Raw genomic sequence first — 21,854 nt, 5'->3', positions numbered from 1 at the left:
AGTCTGTACCATCATTCCGCTCAATCCCGGATGCCGAGCGCATGCCAGTAGGGAGCAAAACTCGCTTCCACCGCCTCCGCGATCAGCGCGGTGAAATCCGCGCGATCTCCGGTGGTGTGCAGCTTGTCCAGCGCCTGATAGTAGCGCAGCCGTTGCTCAACGGTGATCACGCAGGGTGGAAAACCCGCTTTCATCAGTTCCAGGTTCATTAGTAACCTCGATGTCCTGCCGTTGCCGTCCACGAACGGATGTATGCCGACAAAATCCGCATGCACCCACGCAGCACGCTCGACCGGATGCAGAGACGCGGCCTGCTCCTGATACCATCTGACGAAATCGCGCATCTGCTCCGGAACCAATGTGTGGTCCGGCGGAATATGGCTGGCACCGGCGATGGTGACGTTGATATTGCGGTAGCGCCCGGCATTTTCGTCGTCGATATTTTTCAGGATTAGCTGGTGAATATTGCGGATCTGCCACTCGGAAAGTGGTTCGTTTTTCTGGATAATATCTTCCACATACAAAATGGCATCGCGATGATTGATGGCCTCGAAATGCTCCCGCATGGATTTTCCGCCAACGGTGACACCTTCCAGTACCACCTTGGTTTCCATCAAAGTGAGCGTATTACCCTCTATGGCATTGGAATGATACGTCCAGCGCAGCACCAGATCGTCGTGCAGGTTTCTGACCGCGGCCGGCGGCAGGGGGCGATAGGCGTCCAGCTTGGTTTTTAGTTGGTCTAGTTTATCGAACATAGATTTTCACCGATGTTTGTTCGGTCAGCACTGATCTTTTAGCCACCTGATCGTCCCTTTACCATTGCCTTGAGAGCTTCCAAAGCTCCAGGCATGGTTGGCCCATTATCGCCCGTCATTTTCGCCCCATACTTTTGCGGTGGCAGCATCATAGAAGGCTATCGAAAGCGGATACCTTTCATGACGTTGGCCGGCCAATTCATTGGCACGCTGTATTATCGTTTTGTTTGTATCACTATCTGGATTCCCGTATATACTCACATAAAGCTTCTTGAACTTGCCACGAGCCAGCCTGGTCAAAATGTGATCATCGTTCTGAGCTAAGGAATGTCCAAATATAAAGAAGCAGTGACTGCCGGTTTGAGCATTGGAAGTGAGCACCTTGTATCCCTGGTATAAATATGCATTGTGGCGAATTTTATTCTTCTTTTGCGTGCTTGTTCCCTCTGCAACGAACAGCGGAAACTTACCTTGCTCTATAGCTGAGCGCGCCTGATCGACCAGACGCTCACCACTCCGAGCCCATGTATATTTTTGCAGCTCTGAACCAGAATCAAATAAATGCAAGGCTCCGTGCAGAAAATAGATATTGGCACTGTGCGCGGCAGTCTCTCCCTGCCAAACGACATAATCGGCAAATGGATTGTCTTCATCGTTTCCGAAGCTATCATTCTTCTTCAGATCAACCGGATTTTCTGCAAATGGATTCCCCTCATTCATCAACGTCCAGTACAAAAGAAGGTCATAGTTCAGCGTGAAGACATGACCGCCGTTATTAAAATTGTTGCCAATAAAATAACTGAGAAATTTACGGCACGCCCAAAATCTTGCTTCATCCACTGAACTAGGGTTTACTGGGTGACTGCCAGCTATGGTAGACACCAGCAAATCCTTTAACGTCTCAGCATGGGTACTCATTTGATCAACAGCTGAAGAATATTCAGGTATATAACACGGTAAAATCTTAGCACCACTTTCTAAAGCCCTTATAGCTTCTTCAAAATCTTGGGTACCTAGCGCTTCGAAAACCCTCCTTGCCTCCGGAATAGCGGAGAAATCAGCCTGCCCAAACAGAGATTCATAATGAAAAATATCCGCTCGACAGGCAATACTGAACCCATTTCCCAGCAAGAGATGCCGCTTTGAGTATTTAGATGAGTCTGTGATTGCGTCCTGAAATGTCAAAATATCAGCCATTCCGCGCCTCACGTTCCACATTAACCCTGCGCTTGCCGGTCAGCAACTGTTGTATAAGGGATTTTTTCTCCCGCTTCAGGAAATCGAGCTTTTGTTTCAACACTTCGACTTCTTGGTCTGAAATGGACAGCGCCGAGGCAATTCTTCGTTGCTCCTTGATCGGTGGTAATTTGAAGTGCGCCTTGTTTATCCCACCAATTGATAGGCCGAAGCGAGTAGCTCCGGTAGCAAGAGTGAAAAAGTAGTATCGTGTTTTCTGCATTGAGAACAAATAGTTCAAGAAAGCGCTATCTAAGACGCTTCTTTTCGGGCGCACAATCGCTAGATGATAGCCACATACGACACCTCCAAGGTCCTCAGATATCAGTGCAGGGACCGCGATATCGCCTGGCGTTTCCGAATCCTTAGTAATAACCACATCACCAATCTTCAGTGCAAACCTATCAATTTCCGCTTGCTTAGCGGTTGCTTCCATGAACTTAAGATTTCGGGTGATATGTGTGTTGTAATACACATCGGTGTAGTTACAGAGCCTGACTGAGATTTCGCCATCTACAGTCTTTTTGTCTACCGGGCTGACAATTACTTTGGCAACATCTGTTAGATAATGATCATTCCATTCACCACTAAACCCAGGATACCGATTCTTACCGGTAAGCAACTGCTGCATCAGCGCCTTTTTCTGCTGCCGGCTATTGGCGAGCAGTTGTTCGGTGGTGGTGATGGCCTTATCCCAGGTGGAGAGGATTTGGGCGATTTTCTTTTGTTCTGGCAGCGGAGGAATATTGAACGGGAATTTTAACCATTGATCGATCTTAAAGATCATTTTTTCAACATGAACGCCTATACTTGAATGAAAGCATGTTTGTTGAAAGTAAATAGAATGGGAGAGGTATTTTAAAAACTCTAAGCAAATATGCCCATCTGAGCAAAGTACTGAATATTCATTTGATACTATTGATCCGTCCAATTCAGGCGGGACAATTCCACAGGCTCCATGCACGATCTGTCGTTTGGATATAAGGAAATCGCCGGCTTCGATCTTGAATTGACTCTGTACAGCGATATTCTTGCCAAGTAGATGCTCACGTCTGGCGACGCCTCCACGAGCACGCTTTACAGTCACAAGATCGTATTCCACATCCGCCTCAAGCTTTACAGATCTCTTCATTTCGACAAGGTGCTCACCGAGTGGAATCCTTCGCCACCCAGAAGGCAACTCACCTAATAGTGGTTTTCCCGACTGAACCGTTGCCGGGTACGCTGATTTTTTAACCATTAATTCTCAACCTTGTTGATTGATCTGCATTCCCGCCATCAGTGGCAGTCGCAAGTAGGCTCCTACCGGGCGCTCGCGCTTCGCCGGCCATCTGTCAGGTGTATCCCAGCTCCTTGAGGTAGCCTTCCATCTCCACTTCCAGATCGGCCAGTTGCGCCTTGAGCTGCTCCCGCTCTTTGCGCACCGCCATCAGGTCGATTTCCTCTTCCTCTTCGAAAGTATCCACATAGCGGGGGATGTTGAGGTTGTAGTCGTTCTCGCGAACTTCGTCGAGATCGGCAACATAGGCGTACTTGTCCACATCGGCGCCGGCCTCGTAGGTGGCGACTATCTTGCGGATATTCTCCTCGGTCAGCAGGTTCTGGTTCTTGCCGGCCTTAAACTCGCGGCTGGCGTCGATAAACATGATCGAATCGTCGGCCTTGTTGCGGCTGAAGATCAGGATGGCCGCGGGGATGCCGGTGCCGTAGAAGAGTTTTTCCGGCAGGCCGATCACCGCGTCCAGCAGATTTTCCTCGATCAGCTTCTGGCGAATCTTGCCCTCGCTGGAGCTGCGGAAGAGTACGCCGTGGGGCACCACCACGCCCATGCGCCCAGTCTTCGGCTTCAGAGTTTCGATCATATGCAGGATAAAGGCGTAGTCGCCCTTGGTTTTTGGCGGTACGCCGCGGCGGAAGCGGCCGTATTTGTCGTGCTCGGCTTCGTCGTGGCCCCACTTGTCCAGGCTGAAGGGCGGGTTGGCGGTCACTATGTCGAACAGCATCAAGTCGCCGTGTTTGTCTAGCAGCTTGGGGTTGCGGATGGTGTCGCCCCACTCAATTTTGTGGTTGTCCTCGCCGTGCAGGAACATATTCATTTTCGCCAGGCTCCAGGTGGAGCCGATGGCTTCCTGGCCGTAGAGGGCGTACTGCCTGGAATTGTGATTCTTGCGCACCTTGGCCCCGCACTTCATCAACAGCGAGGCGGAGCCGCAGGCGGGGTCGCAGATGGTGTCGTTCGGTTGTGGGTCCAGCAGTTCGGCGATCAGATCGCTCACTTCGGGCGGGGTGTAGAATTCGCCGGCCTTCTGGCCGCCGCTGGCGGCGAAGTTCTTGATCAGGTATTCGTAGGCGTTGCCGATCACGTCCAGTGAACCCACGCGGCTGGGGCGCAGATTCATTTCGGACTTGGCGAAGTCTTCCAGCAGGTGGCGCAGTATGGTGTTCTTCTGCTTTTCCTCGCCCAGGCGGTCGGTATTGAAAGAGATATCCTGGAATACGCTTTTGCCGGCGTCCCTGAGCTTGCTGCCGTTGGCCTCTTCGATTGCTTGCAGCGCCTGGTCGATGCGCTCGCCGTTGCCGGGTTCGTGGCGGTGCTCCCACAGTGTGTAGAAGCTGGCATCCCGGGGCAGCACAAAGCGCTCGTTCTTCATCAGCTCCTCGATGAGTTCCGGCTCGTCGCCGTGCTCTTCCACATAGGTTTCGTAGTGGTCCTGCCATACATCGGAGATGTATTTGAGGAACAGCATGGTGAGGATGAAATCCTTGTAGGTGTCGGCGCTGATGGTGCCGCGGAAGGTGTCGCAGGCGGCCCATAAAGCCTTATTGACGCTGTCCTGGTTGACTTTCTCGGTCATTGTTTTTCTCCGGAAGATTCTGTTTTTGATAGCCGGCTCTTGCCTTCCAGCCGTGCGGCCTGGTCGGCCAGCAGGGTCATTTGCTGTATCGCGATGGCGTTTAGTTGTTTCAGCCGCTCGCTTTGGGATTTCCCTTCGCTGATGAACAGGGCGTTGAGGTTTTCCAAATTGGCCAGGCAGAGCAGTTGCGGCGCACTGGCCTGGTCGCGGATGTTGCCCTTTTCGCCCGGATTGGCGGCGCGCCACTCGGCGGCGGTCTGGCCGAACAGAGCGAGGTTCAGCACGTCGGCCTCGGAAGCGTACACCCGCGAGATCTGTTGCTTGCTGAGCACGCTCGGGACCAGGTGGGTCTTGATAGCATCGGTGTGGATGCGATAGTTCAGCTTGGCCAGATTGCGGCGGATGTCCCAGCCCAGGGTTTCGCGCTCCTGCTCCTTGAGGCGCTGGAACTCCTTGATGAGATAAAGCTTGAATTCAACGGATATCCATGCGGCGAATTCGAAGGCGATATCCTTGTGTGCGTAGGTGCCGCCGTAGCGGCCGGCCCTGGAGGTAATGCCTATGGCCCCGGTAGCGCCGATCCACTGTTTGGGGGTCAGGGTAAAGCTATTGAGCCCGGCCTGCATTTTAATCCCGTCGAATTCCACGGGATTGAAATCCGGGTTGTAGAGCTGCTCCCATATCCCGAGGAATTCCAGGGTATTGCGGTTGCGCAGCCAGTTGCGAATCAGGTCGTCGGTGTGCTGCTCGTTCTTGTACTTCGCAATGTCGGTCAGGGACAGGTAATCCTCCTGTGCAACGCTCTGGATTCTTACTTTCCTCTCCAGCACATTAATCTCTGACATTTCAGCCTCCTTGTGAAGTCTTGAGCGGTTCGTTGGGGCTCATGGCTCATCTCCCTGGTCGCGAAACAAGTCGCTGGCAATGGCGCGGGAAAGGCGCTCGCCGGTGCGCAGCCGCTGCTCCAACAGTTGACGCTCCCGCCGCAAGGCATCGGCCAGACCGATAATGGCGCGCTGGCGGGCGATTGAAGGCAGAACCACAGGGGTCTGCTCGAGAAGGCTGCGGCGGATGCTCTTGGTAAGGCTGCCCTCGGCCTGCTGCTCGAAATAGCGCTGGCAGGGCGCCTGGTTCAGCAGCCAGGCCAGGTAGGCCGGCATCACCCGGTTTGCCTGTGTGCGAATTACAAAGAAGTGGGGAGCGGCAACGGCACGGGGTTCCGGCATATCCACAGGCCAGCACACCTGTGCCGCATAGTTGCGGCTGCCGCGGGCGGCGAACAGGATATCGCCGGGGCGCAGCCAATCCGGCTCACGCCTGCCGGCCAGTTCGGTTTCGGTGCAGCCGACCCAATTGACCCCCCCGGCTTCGGATACGTCCTTCATCTGTACCGCAACCACGCCGGAGCCCGCCACTTCGGAGATCCTGCCCCGAAACGGGTAGCCGGCGCTGATGGTTGCGACTTGCTTGAGCTGCAACTTTATTCTCTTCATTATCAATGATGCACTGATGATCTACTCACAACCAAACCAGTGTCAAGTCAAAATTTGCTTCATTGCCCGTGATGCAATTGATAGTCTGCCGGCAGCCGAACGAGAGGCCGTATGGACTTTGAATCGAGCGGGCAAGCATCTGAAAGCGGCATTCGCAACACCGAGCCGTGTTGAAGGCACCCGGCGCTCAACGGGTACCCCCTCTCCCCCAACCCCTCTCCCCGGAGGGGAGAGGGGAGCCAGATGTAGCACATTAGGAAGAAGTGTGAGGGAACTGGCCGCGTGGCTCCACAGCCCTTAGCTGTAGCGCTTCAGCTGCCAAGAAGGCTGGACAGCCGGGAACAGTGGCGGTACAAACGATAGGTCGCCGCCACGCAGCAGGATTCCGAACATGAAATTGACCCCGGAGCTGATCGAAGAACTGGAAGTCCTTACCTTGTTCAACCTCAACACCACCCAGGAAGGTATCAAGGTGCATTCCACCGCCGCGTCCGGTGCCATCGCGGCGACCCGGCGCCTGCACGACAAGGGCCTGGTCACCCAGGCCGACGGCGGCTATCTCACCGGTCTGGGCCACGACGCCGCCGAGCACGCCCAGACGCTCATGACTATTCTCACCACCGAGCCGAACGCCGCCGGTCCGGAGCCGCGCTAGCGGTTTGTGCCCCCGCCCGGGCGGCCCGGTGTCTTTTCCTCCCGGTCATCCGGCTGGCACATCGCGACCGCGCGCTCATCAGTTCCCTGCCCCCCGAGTGCGGAGGCGCTGTTTCACGTGCGCTTGTGGCCGCCTCCGGCCCCTGTGATCGCACAGGTGATGAAAGTTTTCGGCACATCGGACTCATCGTTCAGGCATAGCCAACTCAAGTTTCGGAGTTCGGACACTGTCTGCATACCGGTGTAGGGTGCGCCATGCGCACCGGATGGGAGCTGGTGCGGGCTTCAGCCTCCCTGGTGCGCACGGCGCACCCTACCTCCCCCGAGAGTCAAGAATGCGTTCAACGCAGACAGGGTGTCGTCCGGCGCCTCTTCCGCTATGAAGTGTCCGCTCGATATGGGCGTGAATTGAGGTTGCGAGCACCAGGCTCGCCATATGCGCTGCACGTCAAAGTGTTTTCCCACCACTCCACGCTCTCCCCACATGACAAGTGTGGGACATGTGATCTTCTTCCCGCTCGTTCGATCTTCCCGGTCGATCCCCCGGTCGATGTGGTATCCGGCCCGAAAAGATTCACACATCGCGGTAATGGCTTCCGGCGTGGTGTTGGCCGTCAAATAGGCTTTGAGGGCGAGTTGGTCATAGCGAACGGCCCGATCCGAAAGCCCCATCAGAATAAGCCTCAGAAATCCGTCGGGGTCGCCGGCAATCAGCCGTTCCGGCACGGGATAATCCTGGGTGAGGAACGAAAAGTAGAAGTAGTCCTGGGCAATCTCCGCATTGGAATTCTCGTAGAAGTCCAATGCTGGAATGATATCCATTACCACGAGCTGCGAAACAGCGTCGGGGTAATCCAGCGTCAATCGTCGCGCGACCCGCGCGCCCCTGTCATGAGCGACAAGTGAGAACCTGTCATAGCCCAGGGCGCGCATGACAGCGAGTTGCTCCTGTGCCATGTCCCGATTGGTATAGGCGTTCCGGAGTTTGTTATGGCCGGGTTTGTGGCTCTCTCCGCGCCCTCGCAGGTCGGTCAGGACAACGGTAAATCTGTCGGTCAGCTTTGGGGCCAGATGGTGCCAACACAAATGGGTTTGTGGGTCGCCGTGCAGTAAGAGCAGCGGCGGCCCGTCGCCGGCGGTCAGCGCAAGAACAAGATTGCCGTCAACATCAATGAACCTCCGTTCGAAACCCGGCAACAGCTGCGCATCGGCTTCTTCAAAGATGTTCATTGATCCACTCCTTGTATTCGACAACAGCTGCTTCGTCGCGCTGGAAAAAGGACCAGCGGCCGATCTTGTTCACGGTCAAAAAACCGGCGCGACGCAGCAACTCAAGATGCCGGCTCACTGTAGGTTGCGCCATTCCCAGCTTGTCCGTCAGAAGAGTGACGCAGACACCTATTTCAGACGGCTTGCCGGTAACCTGGTCCGAAAAATGTGCGTCGGGATCAGACAGCCATTCCAGGATCGAGAGCCGCGCTTCGTTCGCCAGCGCTTTGGATTGTTCAAGTCGGTCGGTCATGCAGACAAAAATACATCGCTATTTAGCTATAAGTCAATGCATTGAATGGAGGCGTGCTCACTGCACGGCCACAGGCATGTCTGCCAGATCTTCGAAGCGACGCTCCTTCCTCGCCCGATCAGCGTGGGCATCAACCTCGGAGGGTGCGCGCACACCGATCAGGACCCGTGCAGGTTTCAGGCATCCCGGTGCGCACGGCGCACCCTACGGTCGCAAGTATCAAATCTCTTGCGGATGACTCTCAAGCCCGGCCAACAATCCGGCCAGTTCCCGCACACCTATTGCCTCCACATCCGGGGCCAGCGGATAGCGCTCTTCTCCGGAGTAGGCCACGAAACTGCGCTGGGGTTGCAGGTCCGCCCGCGCCTGGTGAAAACCTCTTTCCGGCCTGGGCGAGAGCCCGCGTTTTATTTCCACTGCCCACAGATGCCCGCCCGGTAGTTTGAGCAACAGGTCTATCTCGGCACCGGCCGCGGTGCGGTAGAAATAGGCTTCACTGCGTTCGGGAGCGGCTGTCAGCAGGTTCTCCAGCACGAATCCCTCCCAACTGCCGCCGGCAACCGGGTGCCCGAGCACCGCTTCCCGGCTGTCCAGCCCGAGTAGGGCGTGCACCAGGCCGCTATCGCGCACGTAGACTTTCGGGGATTTGATCAGGCGTTTGCTTACGTTGGCATGCATCGGCTGAAGCCGGCGCACCAGCAGCAGGTCCACCAGTAAATCCAGGTAGCGCGCCGCTGTCTTGCCGTCCACCCCCAGCCCCCGCGCCAGCTGTGCGGCATTGAACAACCCTCCCTGGCCGTGCGCCAGCATGGTCCAGAAACGGCGCAGCGTCTCCGCTGGAATGCGCGGCCCCAACATGGGGATGTCCCGCTCCAGGTAAGTGCGGATAAAATTCTCCCTCCAGATGGCGCTGGCGTCGTCATCCCGGGCGAGAAAGCTATCCGGGAAACCGCCCCGCAGCCACAGCTTTCCCACGGACTCGGCGGGCACCTCCCGCAGGCTCAGGGGCTCCAGTTCGACATAGGCGATGCGGCCGGCCAGGCTTTCCCCGGACTGACGCAGCAGGTTCATGGAGGCGGAGCCCAGCAGCAGGAAGCGGCCGCTGCGCAGGCCGCGCCGGCGCCCGCGGTCGATCAGCCCGCGCAATGCCTGGAACAGTTCCGGCATCCGCTGGACTTCGTCCAGGATCACCAGCTTGTCTTCATGGGCGGAGAGGTAGAGTTCCGGGTCGGTCAGCTTGTCCCGGTCCCGGGGAGACTCCAGGTCGAGATAGAGGCTCGGGCGCCCTTCCGCGATCTGCTCCGCGAGTGTGGTCTTGCCCGCCTGGCGAGGCCCGAGCAGGGCCACGGCGGGAAACTGGTCCAGGCGTTGGGTAAGGAGCTGTTGTTTGTGGCGAGGTATCATCCTTGCGATTCTGGCATGAAATTCCAGATTTGCAAGGTTGATAGCTTGAAGGCACCAGAGGGCTCACCCATAATAGCGACCCTGCGCGGCGCCCCCTCCCCCCACCCCCTCCCCCGCAAGCGGGGGAGGGGGGCAGGGGGTGCCTGCTAGGCTTTGCCAGTGCCGCCCCAACCCCCGGAGAACCATGAGCGAATTCGCCGTCATCCTGCTCAGTACCATTCTGGTCAACAACTATGTGTTGGTGCAGTTCCTGGGCCTGTGTCCTTTTATGGGGGTCTCCAACAAGCTGGAGACGGCCGTGGGGATGGCGGGGGCGACCACTTTTGTGCTGACGCTGGCGTCCATCTGCTCCTACCTGGTGAACACCTACCTGCTGGAGCCCTTCGGCATCGAATACCTGCGCACCATCTCCTTTATATTGGTGATCGCGGTGGTGGTGCAGTTCGCACGCATGTTTATCGAGAAGACCAGCCCGCTGATGTATCGGGTGCTGGGGGTCTTCCTGCCGCTGATCACCACCAATTGCGCGGTTCTCGGGGTCGCGCTGCAGAACACCATCAAGGCGCACACCTTTGTGCAGTCCACTCTCTACGGCTTCGGCGCGGCGGTGGGCTTTTCCCTGGTGCTGATCCTGTTTTCCTCCATGCGCGAGCGGCTGGCCGCCGCGGATGTGCCGCTGCCGTTCAAGGGCGCGGCCATCGGCATGGTCACCGCCGGGCTGATGTCACTGGCGTTTATGGGCTTTAGCGGGTTGGTCTGATGTGGCAGTGGCTCTCTGAAATTTCCACCCCCCTGCTGGTGCTCGGCGGCATGTCGCTGGCCTTCGGCGCACTGCTGGGCTTTGCCGCGGTGCGCTTCAAGGTGGAGGGGGACCCGCTGGTGGACCAGGTGGACGAGTTGCTGCCGCAGACCCAGTGCGGCCAGTGCGGCTACCCCGGCTGCCGGCCCTACGCCGAGGCGATAGTGCACGGCGATGCCATCAATAAATGCCCCCCCGGCGGCCAGGCCACCATCAACGATCTGGCCAACCTGCTGGATATGGAGCCCGTGCCCCTGGACGCGGAGCACGGCACGGAAAAAGCCGTGGAGATGGTGGCGTTTATCCGCGAGGCGGAGTGCATCGGCTGCACCAAGTGCATCCAGGCCTGCCCGGTGGACGCCATTGCCGGCGCGGCCAAATATATGCACACGGTGATTGTGGACGAGTGCACCGGCTGCGACCTGTGCGTGGACCCCTGCCCGGTGGACTGTATCGATATGGTGCCGCGGGAGGCTTCCCTCGCCGACTGGCACCCGGAGAAACCCGAGGAGGGAATCGACCTGATCGCCAGCGACCGCCCGCAGTCCGGAAACAAGAGGGACGCAGCTTGAGCCCGGAGCAGGAAACAGAGTCCGCCCGCGAGCGCCGCGCGGCCCGCGAGGCGCAGTTGATCGCCAGCGACCAGGCGCGGGAGAAGGCACGCGCGCTGAAGCTTTACGATTTTCCCGGCGGGGTTCACCCGCCGGAGAACAAGCACCAGTCCACCGGCGAGCCCATCGGCAGCATTCCGCTGGCGGAGGATTTAGTTGTACCGCTGAACCAGCATGTGGGCGGCACCGCGATGCCGCTGGTGAAGCTGGGCGAATACGTGATGAAGGGCCAGAAGATCGCCGAGGCGGACGGCCTGATCAGCTGCCCGGTGCACGCCCCCAGCTCCGGCAAGGTAATGGCGATAGAGCCCTGCGCGGTGCCCCACCCCTCCGGTATGCCGGCGGACAGTATCGTGATCCGCACCGATGGCGAGGAGCGCTGGTGCGATCTGATCCCCTGCGAGGATTTCCGCGGTGAGGAGCCGGTGGATCTGTTGGAAAAGATCCGCGAATGCGGTATCGCCGGTATGGGCGGTTCCGGCTTCCCCACCGAGGTCAAGCTGGACCCCCACGGCGGCGCCGAGATCGATACGCTGCTGATCAACGGCGCCGAGTGCGAGCCCTACATCACCGCCGACGATATGCTGATGCGCGAGCGCGCGGAGGAAATCATCGCCGGGGTGAAGATCCTCGCCTATATACTCGACGAGCCGGAGCGGGTGCTGATCGGCATCGAGGACAACAAGCCCGAGGCCATCATGGCGATGCGCGCGGCCGCCGAAGACAGCCGCATCGATATTGTGGTGCTGCCCACCAAATACCCCTCCGGCGGCGAGAAACAGCTGATCCAGATACTCACCGGGCGCGAGGTGCCCAACCGGGGGCTGCCCGCCAATATCGGGGTTATCTGCCAGAACGTGGGCACCGCGCGCGCGGTGTACCGGGCGATCCGTTTCGGCGAACCGCTGATCAGCCGGGTGACCACGGTGGTGGGCCGGGCGCTGGAGCGGCAGCGCAATATCGAAGTGCCCCTGGGCACCCCCATCCGCCATATTCTCAAACACCACGGCGCCCACAGGGGTCTGATGCAGCGCATCGTGATCGGCGGCCCCATGATGGGCTACACCATCGACGACGACAGTACGCCGGTGATCAAGACCACCAACTGCATCCTGGTGCCCACGGATGAGGAACTGCCGCCGGCGCCGCCGGCCCAGGCGTGTATCCGCTGCGGCTTCTGCGCCGAGGTGTGCCCCGCGTCTCTGCTGCCGCAACAGCTGTACTGGTATGCGCGGGTGGACGATCGGGAAAAACTGCAGGCCTACAACCTGTTCGACTGTATCGAGTGCGGCGCCTGTTCCTATGTGTGCCCCAGCACCATTCCGCTGGTGCAGTATTACCGCGCCGCCAAGGGCGATATCCGCATCGCCGAGGCGGAGAAGGAAAAATCCGATCGCGCCCGCGAGCGCTTCGAGTTCCGCAAGCTGCGCCTGGAAAAAGCCGAGAAGGAAAAGGAAGCCAAGCGCGAGGAGCGCCGCAAAGCCGCGGAACTGGCGCGCAAGCAGCGGGAAGAGAACGCCGGCTCCCCGGAAGCCAAATCCGCACAGCAGGAGGCCGATGTGGTGGCCGCCGCGCTGGCGCGGGTGAAAGCCAAACAGGCCTCTCCGGAACAACAGCTGGCCCGCGCCCAGCGCGCGCTCAGCAGTGCCGAGCAGCGGGTGGAGCGCATGCAGAAAAAACTCGAGGCCGCGGAGGAGAGCCAGCGCGGCCAATTGGCGGCGCAACTGAAGGAGGCGGAAATCCGCCTGCGGGAAGCGCGGCAGAAACTGGCCCAGGCCGAAGAAAAAGCCGGCGCGGCGCCGGCGGAAAGCGCGGAAAAGAGCAAGGCGCAGAACGCCATCGAAAAAGCCAAGGCCGCCGCCGCGGCCCGCGCCAGTATGAGCGATGCGGACAAACTGGCGGCGGATATCGACGCCCTCAAGGCGCGTGTGAAAAAGGCCGAAGCGCGGCTGGAAAAAGCCCGCGCGGAGGATGACAGCAATGTGGGCGCTTTTGAAACCGCGCTGGAAAAAATGCAGAAGAAGCTGGAAGAGAAAATGCGCGAGCAGCAGTCGGCAGGGGATCAGAACTAATGCACTTGTTTTGTAGGAGCCTGCTTGCAGGCGAATGGTGCTCCCCCTCAACTTGGGAGCACTTCCTCGCGAGCGCTAAAGCGCTCGCGTTCGCCTGCAAGCAGGCTCCTACAAGGGAAAGAGCTCCGATTGCGGGGGTGAGCCGATGGCACTGATGCGCGCCACCTCCCCCCATGCCCGCTCCGGCGAGAGCACCACCAAGGTCATGCTGCAGGTGGCCGCGGCCACGGTTCCCGGGGTGCTGGCGCTGGTGATCTATTTCGGCATCGGCGTGCTGATCAATATCCTGCTGTGCACCGCCACCGCGCTGGCCTGCGAGGCGGCGGTGATGAAGCTGCGCAGCCGCCCGGTGGCTTTCTATCTCAAGGACGGCAGTGCCTTTGTCACCGCGCTGCTGCTGGGCATTGCGCTGCCGCCCTATTGCGCCTGGTGGCTGCCGGTGGTGGGCACTGCCGTGGCCATCGTGCTGGCGAAGCATTTGTACGGCGGTATGGGCTACAACCCCTTCAATCCGGCGATGGTGGGCTACGTGGTGCTGCTGATCAGTTTCCCGGTGGCCATGACCCGCTGGGTGGGGCCCGCGGAACTCATCTACGGTGCGCCCGGTATCGACGAGGCTCTTGGCCTGGTGTTCGGTTTCGGCGGCTACAACGTGGACGGCTTCACCCGCGCCACGCCGTTGGAAGTGGTGCGACTCAACGAGTCGGTGCTGCTGTCGCAGGTGTACGAGATGGAGCCGGTCTTCAACATGGGGACCATCGCCGGGCTGGGCTGGGAGACGGTGAATTTCGGCTTTCTGCTGGGCGGGCTTTTCCTGCTGTTCCGACGCATCATCACCTGGCACGCGCCGGTGGCCATGCTCGCCACTCTGGCGCTGCTGTCGCTGCTGTTCTACGACAGCGGCAGTTCCCTCTCCGAGGGCTCGCCGATGCTGCACCTGTTTTCCGGGGCCACCATGCTCGGGGCGTTTTTTATCGTTACCGACCCGATCAGCGGTGCCACCAGTAATTGGGGGCGGTTGATTTTCGGCGCCGGGGTGGGGCTTCTCACCTATGTGATCCGCGCCTGGGGCACCTACCCGGATGCGGTGGCTTTCGCGGTGCTGCTGATGAATTTCGCCGCGCCCACCATCGACAACTACACGGTGCCGCGCACCTACGGCCACAAGGCGCCGCGGCGGGCCACTGAGTTGGAGGAGCGGTGATGCTGAAGCGATCGGTAATCGGCAACGGCCTGATCCTGACGCTGTTCGCGCTGATCACCGCCGGCACCCTGGCGGTGACCCAGATCGTCACCCGCGAGCCCATCGAACGGGCGGTCCGCCAGGCCGCTGCCAAGGCGCTGCTGGAAATTATTCCCCTCGAGCGCCACAGCAACGACCTGCTGCTGGATACCTATACGATCCCCAAGCGCTACTGGGAGATGCTGAACCTGCCCAACGGCGGCACTATCAATCTGGCGCGGGAGGAGGACGGCGGCGTCTTCGCGGTGATCATTCCCTCGGTGGCGCCGGACGGCTACTCCGGCCCCATCGCGCTGCTGGTGGGGGTAAACCGCGACGGCACCGTCGCCGGGGTGCGCGTCACCAGTCACAGCGAAACCCCGGGGCTGGGGGACAAGGTGGACCTGAAGAAGAGCGACTGGATACTGTCGTTCAACGGCCAGTCGCTGCAGAACCCGCCGCGGGACCAGTGGAAAGTACAGAAAGACGGCGGCGCCTTCGACCAGTTTACCGGTGCCACCATCACCCCGCGCGCGGTGGTAAACCAGGTGCGCACAGTGCTGGACTTTGTCGCCGAACACCGCGAGGAAATTTTCAGCGTGCCGCCGTCCGGACAGGCGGTGGAAGTGGAATCGCAGGCAACGGAGCCCGGGACGGAGGGCGAATAATAATGGCAAACCCCGAATACGGAGAGATCACCCGCAACGGCCTGTGGAGCAACAATCCGGCGCTGGTGCAGTTGCTGGGCCTGTGCCCGCTGCTGGCGGTGACCGGCTCGGTGGTGAACGCCATCGGCCTGGGCCTGGCCACCACCGGCGTGCTCACCTGTTCCAACCTGGCGGTGTCGCTGGTGCGCCGGCAGATGCCGGAAGCGGTGCGCCTGCCCGCCTCGGTGATGATTATCGCCACCTTCGTCACCTGCGCCGAGCTGCTGATGAAGGCCTTTACCTATGAGCTCTACCTGGTGCTGGGAATTTTTATTCCGCTGATCGTCACCAACTGCGCCATCCTCGGCCGCGCGGACGCCTTCGCCAGCAAAAACCCGGTGCTGCCCTCGCTGGTGGACGGTTTTATGATGGGCGTGGGATTTACCGCGGTGCTGATTGTGATCGGCGCCATCCGCGAGGTGCTCGGCCAGGGCACGCTGTTTGCGGATATGGACCTGCTGCTCTGGCCCTCCGCCAAGGAGTGGGTGATCCCGGTGCTGGGCGCCGACTACCCGGGCTTCCTGGCCGCGGTGCTGCCCCCCGGCGCCTTCCTGGTGGCGGGCCTGTTGATCGCGGCCAAAAACGCCATCGACAACCACATCGAACGCCGCCGCAGCCAGCAGGTCAGAATCGTGCCCGGCGCCAAGCGGGTGCGCACCACCGGCAAGATCACCTGATCCCTGGACCCGGACTGGTAAGGTGCGCCGCGCGCACCGTTCCCTGTAGGAGCGGGCCATGCCCGCGATCGGTATCGGCTACGTAGAGAGATCGATCGCGGCCATGGGCGGACGGCCGCCCCGCCGCTCCTACAAGGTCCGTGCCGAACTCCTCCGCTGTAAAAACTTTTTGGCACAGCGTTCCTTGCCGCAGCGGTGGCCATTTACAACTATTTCGCTAGAATGGGGCTTCCGTTCCGAAGTTTGATCGGCGACCGAAAATAAAAGCAGGGAATAACGCTATGAGAGTGGACAATGGAAAGTCTGAACTGGTTTATCATGGACGCCGGGCCCAGCGCTCGGACAGCCGCCAACGCCGCAAAGCCATCCTCGAGGCTGCCCTGCGGCTGATCGTCAGGGAGGGCATTCGCGGTATCCGCCACCGCGCCGTGGCCCGCGAGGCATCGGTACCACTGGCTGCCACCACCTACTATTTCAAAGACCTGAACGACCTGATCAGCGACGCCTTCACTTACTTTGTGGAACAGGGGCTGGAGCACACCCGCCAGTTGCAGGAAAGCAGCTTCACCGCCGCCCGCCGCCTCACTCCGGAAGAGCGCGCCACGAGCGCCGGGCGCAAGCTGCTTACCCAGCAGCTGACCCGCTTTATTCTCTCCCATATCCGCGCCCAGGCCGGCAACCGCGACTACCGCCTGATCGAACTGGCATTTCGCAACGAGGCCCTGCGCAACGAGCAACTGACCCGCGTCATCCGCATGGCCAACTCGGCCAATGAGGCGCTGATCCAGGATTTTTTCGAGCTGTTCGAACTCGCCGATCCCCTGGCGGCGGCGCAGATCGTACACGGGACCATCCTCAACCTGGAATACCAGATCCTCAGCGGCGCCATCACCATCGACTCGCCGCTGCTGGAACGCTCGGTCACCATGATGATCCGCGGCCTGATCCCCGCCACCCTCCCGGTGGCGGAGGCCGTCCGGGCCTGAGCCTCCCCCCCTTGTAGGAGCGGGCCATGCCCGCGATCCACGGTGGTTGAATCCACAACCGATCGCGGACATGGCCCGCTCCTACTACGCTTACGGGGTCATTAGCGAAAGCCGTACGGGTCTCTCAATGTCCCCCGCCCCGCGAATCCTCTGCACCCTGCTCACCGCCCTGCTATGCATCGCCACCGGCTGCGAGCGCGACCGGGAAACCGGCGACCTGGATAAGATCCGGGAGCGCGGGGTCCTGCGCGCGGTAACCCGCAACTCACCCGGCTCTTATTTTATGTGGAAGGGCCGGCTGCTCGGCTACGAATATGAAATGTTGAAAGAGTTCACCGGGAGCCTGGGCCTGCGGCTGGAGATTATCGTCGCAGCGGAGCGCGACGACTTCATCGAATATCTCAATACCGGCAGGGCGGACGTCGCCGCCGGCCTGTTCCCGGTGGCCGGTCGCGGGAAACAAAAGGGAATCGCTTTTTCCGATTCCTACCTGAGCGGCGGGAGCGGCATCGTGGCGCGCAAGGGCGACGGTATCAAAAGCCCGGAAGCTCTCTCTGGCCGCACCGTGTATGTGCGTCAGTCCAGTAGCCAGCATGACGCTTTGAAGAAGCTGCGACGAAAGGTCCCCGGAATCGAAATGGAACTGGCACCGGAAACCATGAGCAGCCGGCAGATTATCGACAAGGTGGCCAAGGGCGACTACGACCTGGCCCTGGTCGACGAGGTCACAGTGAAACTGGAGCGCCGCTGGCGCGACGACATTCACTTCGCCCTGAAACTGGCGACCGACGACTACGCCTGGCTGATGCGCGGGAAGAATCCCGAACTGCTGGCCGCGGTAAACGAATTTTTTGGCCACAGAGAAACCGCGGCCGCTAAAGAGCTGAGCAAAAAATATTTCGATTCCCCCAGACACACGCGCCCGGAAATTACCGAGCTGACCGCAGAGGGACATATTTCCCCCTACGACCGGTTGGTGCGGAAATATGCCGGGGACTACGGCTTCGACTGGCGGCTGGTGGTGGCGCAGATATTCCAGGAGAGCGGTTTCAACCCCAGGGCCAAATCCTGGGTTGGCACCCGCGGGCTGTTGCAGGTAATGCCGCCCCCCGGCAGGCAGGTGGGGGAAAACCTGTACGATCCGGAGACCGGGGTGCGCGCGGGTTTGAAATACCTGAAATGGCTGCACGACAAATTCAAAGGCCGGGATGCCACCGGCCCGGAAAATACCATGTGGTTCACCCTCGCCGCCTACAGCGCCGGGCCCGGCCATGTGTACGACGCCAAAGACCTGGCGGAGGAGATGGGCTGGGACCGCAAGGTGTGGTTCGGCAATGTGGAAAAAGCCATGCTGCTGCTATCGCAGCGCAAATACTACCGAAAAGCCCGCTACGGCTACGCCCGCGGCCGGGAGCCGGTGGACTACGTGCGCAGGATCGAGGCCCGCTTTCACTTCTACGCGGCGCTGTTGGATGCCCATCGCAGGGCCAATGACCAATTAACAATTAACGTAACTACTCTCCCCTCTCTCGCTTGCGGGGGAGGGGGCACTGACCGGCTCCCCTCTCCCCCAAGGGGGAGAGGGGACTGTTGGGGTGAGCAGGCATTGATGGGCACGCTGCGCTTTGCCCATCCAACGAACTTGCCGGATGCCCACCCAGAACCCGGGAAGCGCACTTGTAGGAGCGGGCCATGCCCGCGACAAATCGGCAGGATAGCCGATTTGGACGCCGCGGGCGCCCGAAGGGTGGCGCCATGGACGGCGCGAATCAGCGGCGGTGGTCGAATCCACAGATCGATCGCGGGCATGGCCCGCTCCTACAGGCAGTCCCCCGGCATACCCGCAATCCACTCGCGCAGCAGCGCCACACCCTCCTCGTGCACCAGACTGCGCCCCAACTCCGGCATCATCGCCCCCGGGTCGGTGGACTCCACGCGGAAACTCAGGATCGATTCTTCCGGGTGGCCGGGCACTACGGCAAAGCGGCGGTTGCCGCTGCCGGTGCCGGCGGCCACCGGGGGCTTGCACAGCCCCAGGCGGCGCAGGTCCTGTTCGGCCCTGTGCAGCATCAGCCCGGAGGTGTCCGCCGGACCCGCCGGGTTGTGGCAGTGGCCACAGTTGATGTCCAGGTAGGCGCGGGCGCGCTCCTCGAGCGGGAACCCGCTATCCGAGTAACTGGCATTGCGCGGTATGGCGGCGAACTCCGGCAGGCCGCTGAGATAGCCGATCTGCTGCCAGTGCAACAACTGGTTCTGCGCACCCTCGGCGTAACTGCCCAGTTTGTGGGTGTACTCCTTGTTCAGGTGGCGAGCGCGCGGGCCCAGCGGGCGGATCGCCTTGTTGGTGTGATTGTCCGCGTGGCAGCCGGCGCACTGATTGGCATCCGGCACCACATAGGTAAAGGCATTGCTGCCGCCTTCCCCGTCGACCAGTTGCATGGGGATGGCGTCGCCGGCGATTTCCAGTGTGGCTTGCGTCTGCTCCGCATTCCACACGTAGGGCAGTGCCTGCCAGCCGTCCTCGCGTTTCACCAGCAGGCGGGTTTCCACCAGCTGCACATTGTCCAGGTCCAGCCCCGAACGGGAAAAGTCCGCGCTCTGGTCCGCGGTGCGCAACATCCCTCCGCCCCCGGCTTTCGGGTAATAAAAGGTTTTGCTCAGCACCGTGCCCACCGGGTAATCGAAGGCCTCCTCGGCGTAGCGGGCGGAGCTGCCCGCGGGCATCCATACGGTGCGCAGCTTGTGGGCGTAGTCGGTAAACAGCTGGGTGTTCAGGTCGTAGGGAGTGACGCCGGCGTTGAGGGACAGCTCGCCGTCGATCACTTCCACGATATGCCAGTCGCCCAGCCGCTCCGGCACCGCATCGCGGCCGTGGATGGTCACCTGCTCGCGGGGCGCTTCGCACCCTGCGAGCGCCAGGGCCAGCATCGCACCTCCAAACAGCTTACGCATCGGCGGCCTCGGCTTGTGCGATTTCATCCCCCTCGCCGGCCGGGCTGTCGAAATCCAGCACTATCCGCGGCAGTTTTTTCAGGCTGCAGCGGTGCGGGGCTATATCGGTGGAGATATTTTTGAAGTCGTTGGCGGCGTCCACATTGACGATACCGGCGTCTCCGTTGTCGACGCACACCCGGAGTTTCTCGGGCAATTCGCCGTCCACCAACTTTTCCGGATTCACCACGCCGTCCCACAAAATATCCGGCAGGCTGCCGCCCAGTCCGAACTCGGCCAGTTTCAGCGCCTTCAGTTTCAGGTGATCCGGGGACTGGCCGCCGCCACTGAATTGGTTGCCGTAAATATAGATGCCCTCGGGGTAGGGGTCGAAATCATCCTGGGTGGATTTGTCGCTGTAGTAACCGGAGGTGTAATAACTGCTGACGATTATATTGGCGGTGTCGTTATCGGAAATTTCGTTGTCGAAGATTTCCACCAGGTCGTTGGAATTGATCACCACACCCGAGCCGGCGGGGACCGCGGCCACCGGTGTGCCCTTGTGGCCGAAATTATCGGTGTTGTTTTCGAACACCCGGTTGTTGTAAACGCGGGTACTGTGGCCCGGCTGGGGCAGGTTGGGCATATTGAACACCAGGATGCCGCCGGTGTTGTTGGTGGCCAAATTGCGGTAGACGTCGGCACCGATGGTATTTTCGATTTCAATACCGGCCACGTTGTACTCGGCGCGGTTGTTGCGCACGATCACGTTGCGCGACTGGCCCACATAGATACCCGCATCGGAAGCGCCGATGGCCACCGAGCCCTCCACCAGGGTGTTCTTCGTCTGCACCGGGTAAATGCCGTAGGCCCCGTTATCGGTGGAGGGACCGTTGGTCCACTCCACCCGGACGTTGCGAATAATAATATTCTCACCCTCGTTGACCTTGAGCCCATCGCCGATGGCGTCCTCTATGGCCAGATCCTCGATGGTGAAATCGCTGGCATTCACCAACAGGCCCTCCGCCCCCTGAATCTGGTCTTTGAAGGAGAGAACGCTCTCATTCATGCCCGCGCCGCGGATGGTCACACCGTCCACGTTCAGTGACAAACTGCGATTGAGCTGGAAACGGCCGGCGGGAATTTCGATCAAATCCCCCGGCTGCGCGGAAATCAGCTGCTTGAGCAACTGTTTCTGGAAATCGGCGGAGGCCGACGGTTGTGACTCTTCGGTTTTCGGAGTGTCCGCGTCCCTGGAACAGGCTGCGGCCAGCACGGTCGCCAGGGCCACACCGATATAAGCTGCGGTTTTCATGATAGTTTCCTTGCTAATTATTCGAGTTGTTCCATCCGGCAGTGCAAGCCACCTCATAAACTACTGCGCGTGCGCCTGGCGGCGTCCGGCGGCGCCGGTGCGCCAGCCCGGTCGGAATGTTCATGTACTACTTGTACACGCCGCTTCTTGCGCTCCGCCAGGCACCCGCTCGCTACGTTTCTGAGACGGCCTCCAAACAAGTACGTTTGTACCAATTAAATTGCGAAAAAATTAGTGACTGCCAGCGCGTCGATGGTATCCAATCGACCGATGGCCAGCAAGCGGCCATGCAGGAAGCTGCGGTGACCTGCAAGTCCGGAAAATAACAGGGACAGAATGAACACTCGGTAATCAGCGAGGACCGGGCCATCGCCGCAATGAGCGTGCACCGCATCGATACCGAACCGCAGCAGGTGAAGTCACTGGTGGAAATTGAACTGGAGAGGGGCAGCCCTGCGATGCAGCGGGTGCAGTTGGCCGATGGCTATGTATTGAAATACCGCTATACGCCGTGATTTTAGCACTGAAATAGGAACCGGCACCCTGTAGGAGCGGCCCATGGCCGCGATCGATCTGAGCTACGAAGCGCAGTCCGATCGCGGCCATGGGCCG

General features: G+C 60.1%; 21 protein-coding genes and 1 pseudogene. 11 read left to right on the top strand and 11 right to left on the bottom strand.

Annotated features, from left to right (window positions below):
• Positions 1 to 20: 20 nt before the first annotated feature.
• The 6 genes from ACRC0P_RS10295 to ACRC0P_RS10270 all read right to left on the bottom strand — a co-directional run bounded on the left by ACRC0P_RS10295 (position 21) and on the right by ACRC0P_RS10270 (position 6,327).
• Positions 21 to 758, bottom strand: coding sequence for a Fic family protein (locus ACRC0P_RS10295; RefSeq protein ID WP_438630539.1), 738 nt, complete (start codon positions 756 to 758; stop codon positions 21 to 23).
• A gap of 105 nt (positions 759 to 863) precedes the next feature.
• Positions 864 to 1,955, bottom strand: coding sequence for a DUF4917 family protein (locus ACRC0P_RS10290; RefSeq protein ID WP_438630537.1), 1,092 nt, complete (start codon positions 1,953 to 1,955; stop codon positions 864 to 866).
• Positions 1,948 to 3,234, bottom strand: a complete 1,287-nt coding sequence (locus ACRC0P_RS10285; RefSeq protein ID WP_438630535.1) for a restriction endonuclease subunit S — start codon at positions 3,232 to 3,234, stop codon at positions 1,948 to 1,950. The genes ACRC0P_RS10290 and ACRC0P_RS10285 overlap by 8 nt, the downstream gene beginning before the upstream one ends.
• 94 nt (positions 3,235 to 3,328) lie before the next feature.
• The gene (locus ACRC0P_RS10280) at positions 3,329 to 4,849 is read right to left on the bottom strand and encodes a type I restriction-modification system subunit M (RefSeq protein ID WP_438630533.1); all 1,521 of its coding nucleotides are present in this window, start codon (positions 4,847 to 4,849) and stop codon (positions 3,329 to 3,331) included.
• Positions 4,846 to 5,694 carry a KilA-N domain-containing protein gene (locus ACRC0P_RS10275; RefSeq protein WP_438630531.1) on the bottom strand — a complete coding sequence of 283 codons (849 nt, stop codon included), beginning with the start codon at positions 5,692 to 5,694 and terminating at the stop codon, positions 4,846 to 4,848. The genes ACRC0P_RS10280 and ACRC0P_RS10275 overlap by 4 nt, the downstream gene beginning before the upstream one ends.
• Positions 5,695 to 5,733: 39 nt before the next feature.
• Positions 5,734 to 6,327: a hypothetical protein gene (locus ACRC0P_RS10270; protein WP_438630529.1), complete on the bottom strand. Its 594-nt coding sequence runs from the start codon at positions 6,325 to 6,327 to the stop codon at positions 5,734 to 5,736.
• A gap of 406 nt (positions 6,328 to 6,733) precedes the next feature.
• Between ACRC0P_RS10270 and ACRC0P_RS10265 the strand changes: the two genes are divergently transcribed.
• A complete protein-coding gene (locus ACRC0P_RS10265; RefSeq protein ID WP_438630527.1) occupies positions 6,734 to 6,997 on the top strand; it encodes a TIGR02647 family protein in 264 nt (87 codons plus the stop codon).
• A gap of 284 nt (positions 6,998 to 7,281) precedes the next feature.
• Here the strand turns inward: ACRC0P_RS10265 and ACRC0P_RS10260 are convergent, their stop codons facing one another.
• The 3 genes from ACRC0P_RS10260 to ACRC0P_RS10250 form a co-directional block, all read right to left on the bottom strand.
• Positions 7,282 to 8,226, bottom strand: coding sequence for an alpha/beta fold hydrolase (locus ACRC0P_RS10260; RefSeq protein WP_438630525.1), 945 nt, complete (start codon positions 8,224 to 8,226; stop codon positions 7,282 to 7,284).
• The gene (locus ACRC0P_RS10255) at positions 8,213 to 8,518 is read right to left on the bottom strand and encodes an ArsR/SmtB family transcription factor (RefSeq protein ID WP_438630523.1); all 306 of its coding nucleotides are present in this window, start codon (positions 8,516 to 8,518) and stop codon (positions 8,213 to 8,215) included. The genes ACRC0P_RS10260 and ACRC0P_RS10255 overlap by 14 nt, the downstream gene beginning before the upstream one ends.
• A 219-nt stretch (positions 8,519 to 8,737) precedes the next feature.
• Positions 8,738 to 9,922: an ATP-binding protein gene (locus ACRC0P_RS10250; RefSeq protein ID WP_438630521.1), complete on the bottom strand. Its 1,185-nt coding sequence runs from the start codon at positions 9,920 to 9,922 to the stop codon at positions 8,738 to 8,740.
• Between the two features lie 184 nt (positions 9,923 to 10,106).
• Here ACRC0P_RS10250 and rsxA point away from each other — a divergent pair, with 184 nt between their 5' ends.
• From rsxA to ACRC0P_RS10210, 8 genes and pseudogenes are all read left to right on the top strand, one after another.
• Complete coding sequence (rsxA, locus tag ACRC0P_RS10245; RefSeq protein WP_438630519.1) at positions 10,107 to 10,682, top strand: electron transport complex subunit RsxA; 576 nt, start codon at positions 10,107 to 10,109, stop codon at positions 10,680 to 10,682.
• Positions 10,682 to 11,293, top strand: coding sequence for an electron transport complex subunit RsxB (gene rsxB / locus ACRC0P_RS10240; protein ID WP_438630517.1), 612 nt, complete (start codon positions 10,682 to 10,684; stop codon positions 11,291 to 11,293). The genes rsxA and rsxB overlap by 1 nt, the downstream gene beginning before the upstream one ends.
• Complete coding sequence (rsxC, locus tag ACRC0P_RS10235) at positions 11,290 to 13,404, top strand: electron transport complex subunit RsxC (RefSeq protein ID WP_438630515.1); 2,115 nt, start codon at positions 11,290 to 11,292, stop codon at positions 13,402 to 13,404. The genes rsxB and rsxC overlap by 4 nt, the downstream gene beginning before the upstream one ends.
• A gap of 145 nt (positions 13,405 to 13,549) precedes the next feature.
• Positions 13,550 to 14,608 (top strand): electron transport complex subunit RsxD, encoded by a 1,059-nt coding sequence (rsxD, locus tag ACRC0P_RS10230; protein ID WP_438630513.1) that lies wholly within the window; start codon positions 13,550 to 13,552, stop codon positions 14,606 to 14,608.
• The gene (gene rsxG, locus ACRC0P_RS10225) at positions 14,608 to 15,294 is read left to right on the top strand and encodes an electron transport complex subunit RsxG (protein ID WP_438630511.1); all 687 of its coding nucleotides are present in this window, start codon (positions 14,608 to 14,610) and stop codon (positions 15,292 to 15,294) included. The genes rsxD and rsxG overlap by 1 nt, the downstream gene beginning before the upstream one ends.
• 2 nt (positions 15,295 to 15,296) lie before the next feature.
• On the top strand, positions 15,297 to 16,010 hold the full coding sequence (locus ACRC0P_RS10220) for an electron transport complex subunit E (protein WP_438630509.1): 714 nt from the start codon (positions 15,297 to 15,299) through the stop codon (positions 16,008 to 16,010).
• A gap of 281 nt (positions 16,011 to 16,291) precedes the next feature.
• Complete coding sequence (locus tag ACRC0P_RS10215) at positions 16,292 to 16,996, top strand: TetR/AcrR family transcriptional regulator (RefSeq protein ID WP_438630507.1); 705 nt, start codon at positions 16,292 to 16,294, stop codon at positions 16,994 to 16,996.
• Positions 16,997 to 17,066: 70 nt separating this feature from the next.
• Positions 17,067 to 18,281 (top strand): annotated as a pseudogene (locus ACRC0P_RS10210) (transglycosylase SLT domain-containing protein); the annotation flags it as partial.
• A 533-nt stretch (positions 18,282 to 18,814) separates the two neighbouring features.
• Here the strand turns inward: ACRC0P_RS10210 and ACRC0P_RS10205 are convergent.
• Both ACRC0P_RS10205 and ACRC0P_RS10200 read right to left on the bottom strand, forming a co-directional pair.
• A complete protein-coding gene (locus ACRC0P_RS10205) occupies positions 18,815 to 19,948 on the bottom strand; it encodes an SO2930 family diheme c-type cytochrome (RefSeq protein WP_438630505.1) in 1,134 nt (377 codons plus the stop codon).
• Complete coding sequence (locus ACRC0P_RS10200; protein WP_438630503.1) at positions 19,941 to 21,242, bottom strand: parallel beta-helix domain-containing protein; 1,302 nt, start codon at positions 21,240 to 21,242, stop codon at positions 19,941 to 19,943. Before ACRC0P_RS10200 ends, ACRC0P_RS10205 begins: the two co-directional genes overlap by 8 nt.
• Before the next feature lie 122 nt (positions 21,243 to 21,364).
• Here ACRC0P_RS10200 and ACRC0P_RS10195 point away from each other — a divergent pair, with 122 nt between their 5' ends.
• Together ACRC0P_RS10195 and ACRC0P_RS10190 are read left to right on the top strand one after the other, a co-directional pair.
• Positions 21,365 to 21,568 (top strand): hypothetical protein, encoded by a 204-nt coding sequence (locus ACRC0P_RS10195; protein ID WP_438630501.1) that lies wholly within the window; start codon positions 21,365 to 21,367, stop codon positions 21,566 to 21,568.
• Between the two features lie 51 nt (positions 21,569 to 21,619).
• Positions 21,620 to 21,757 (top strand): hypothetical protein, encoded by a 138-nt coding sequence (locus tag ACRC0P_RS10190; protein ID WP_438630499.1) that lies wholly within the window; start codon positions 21,620 to 21,622, stop codon positions 21,755 to 21,757.
• Positions 21,758 to 21,854 lie beyond the last annotated feature (97 nt).

Source organism: Microbulbifer sp., from assembly GCF_051659245.1.
Taxonomy (GTDB): Bacteria; Pseudomonadota; Gammaproteobacteria; order Pseudomonadales; family Cellvibrionaceae; genus Microbulbifer.
The sequence above is the reverse complement of the archived record's forward strand: the minus strand, read 5'-3'. Positions and strand labels throughout refer to the sequence as shown.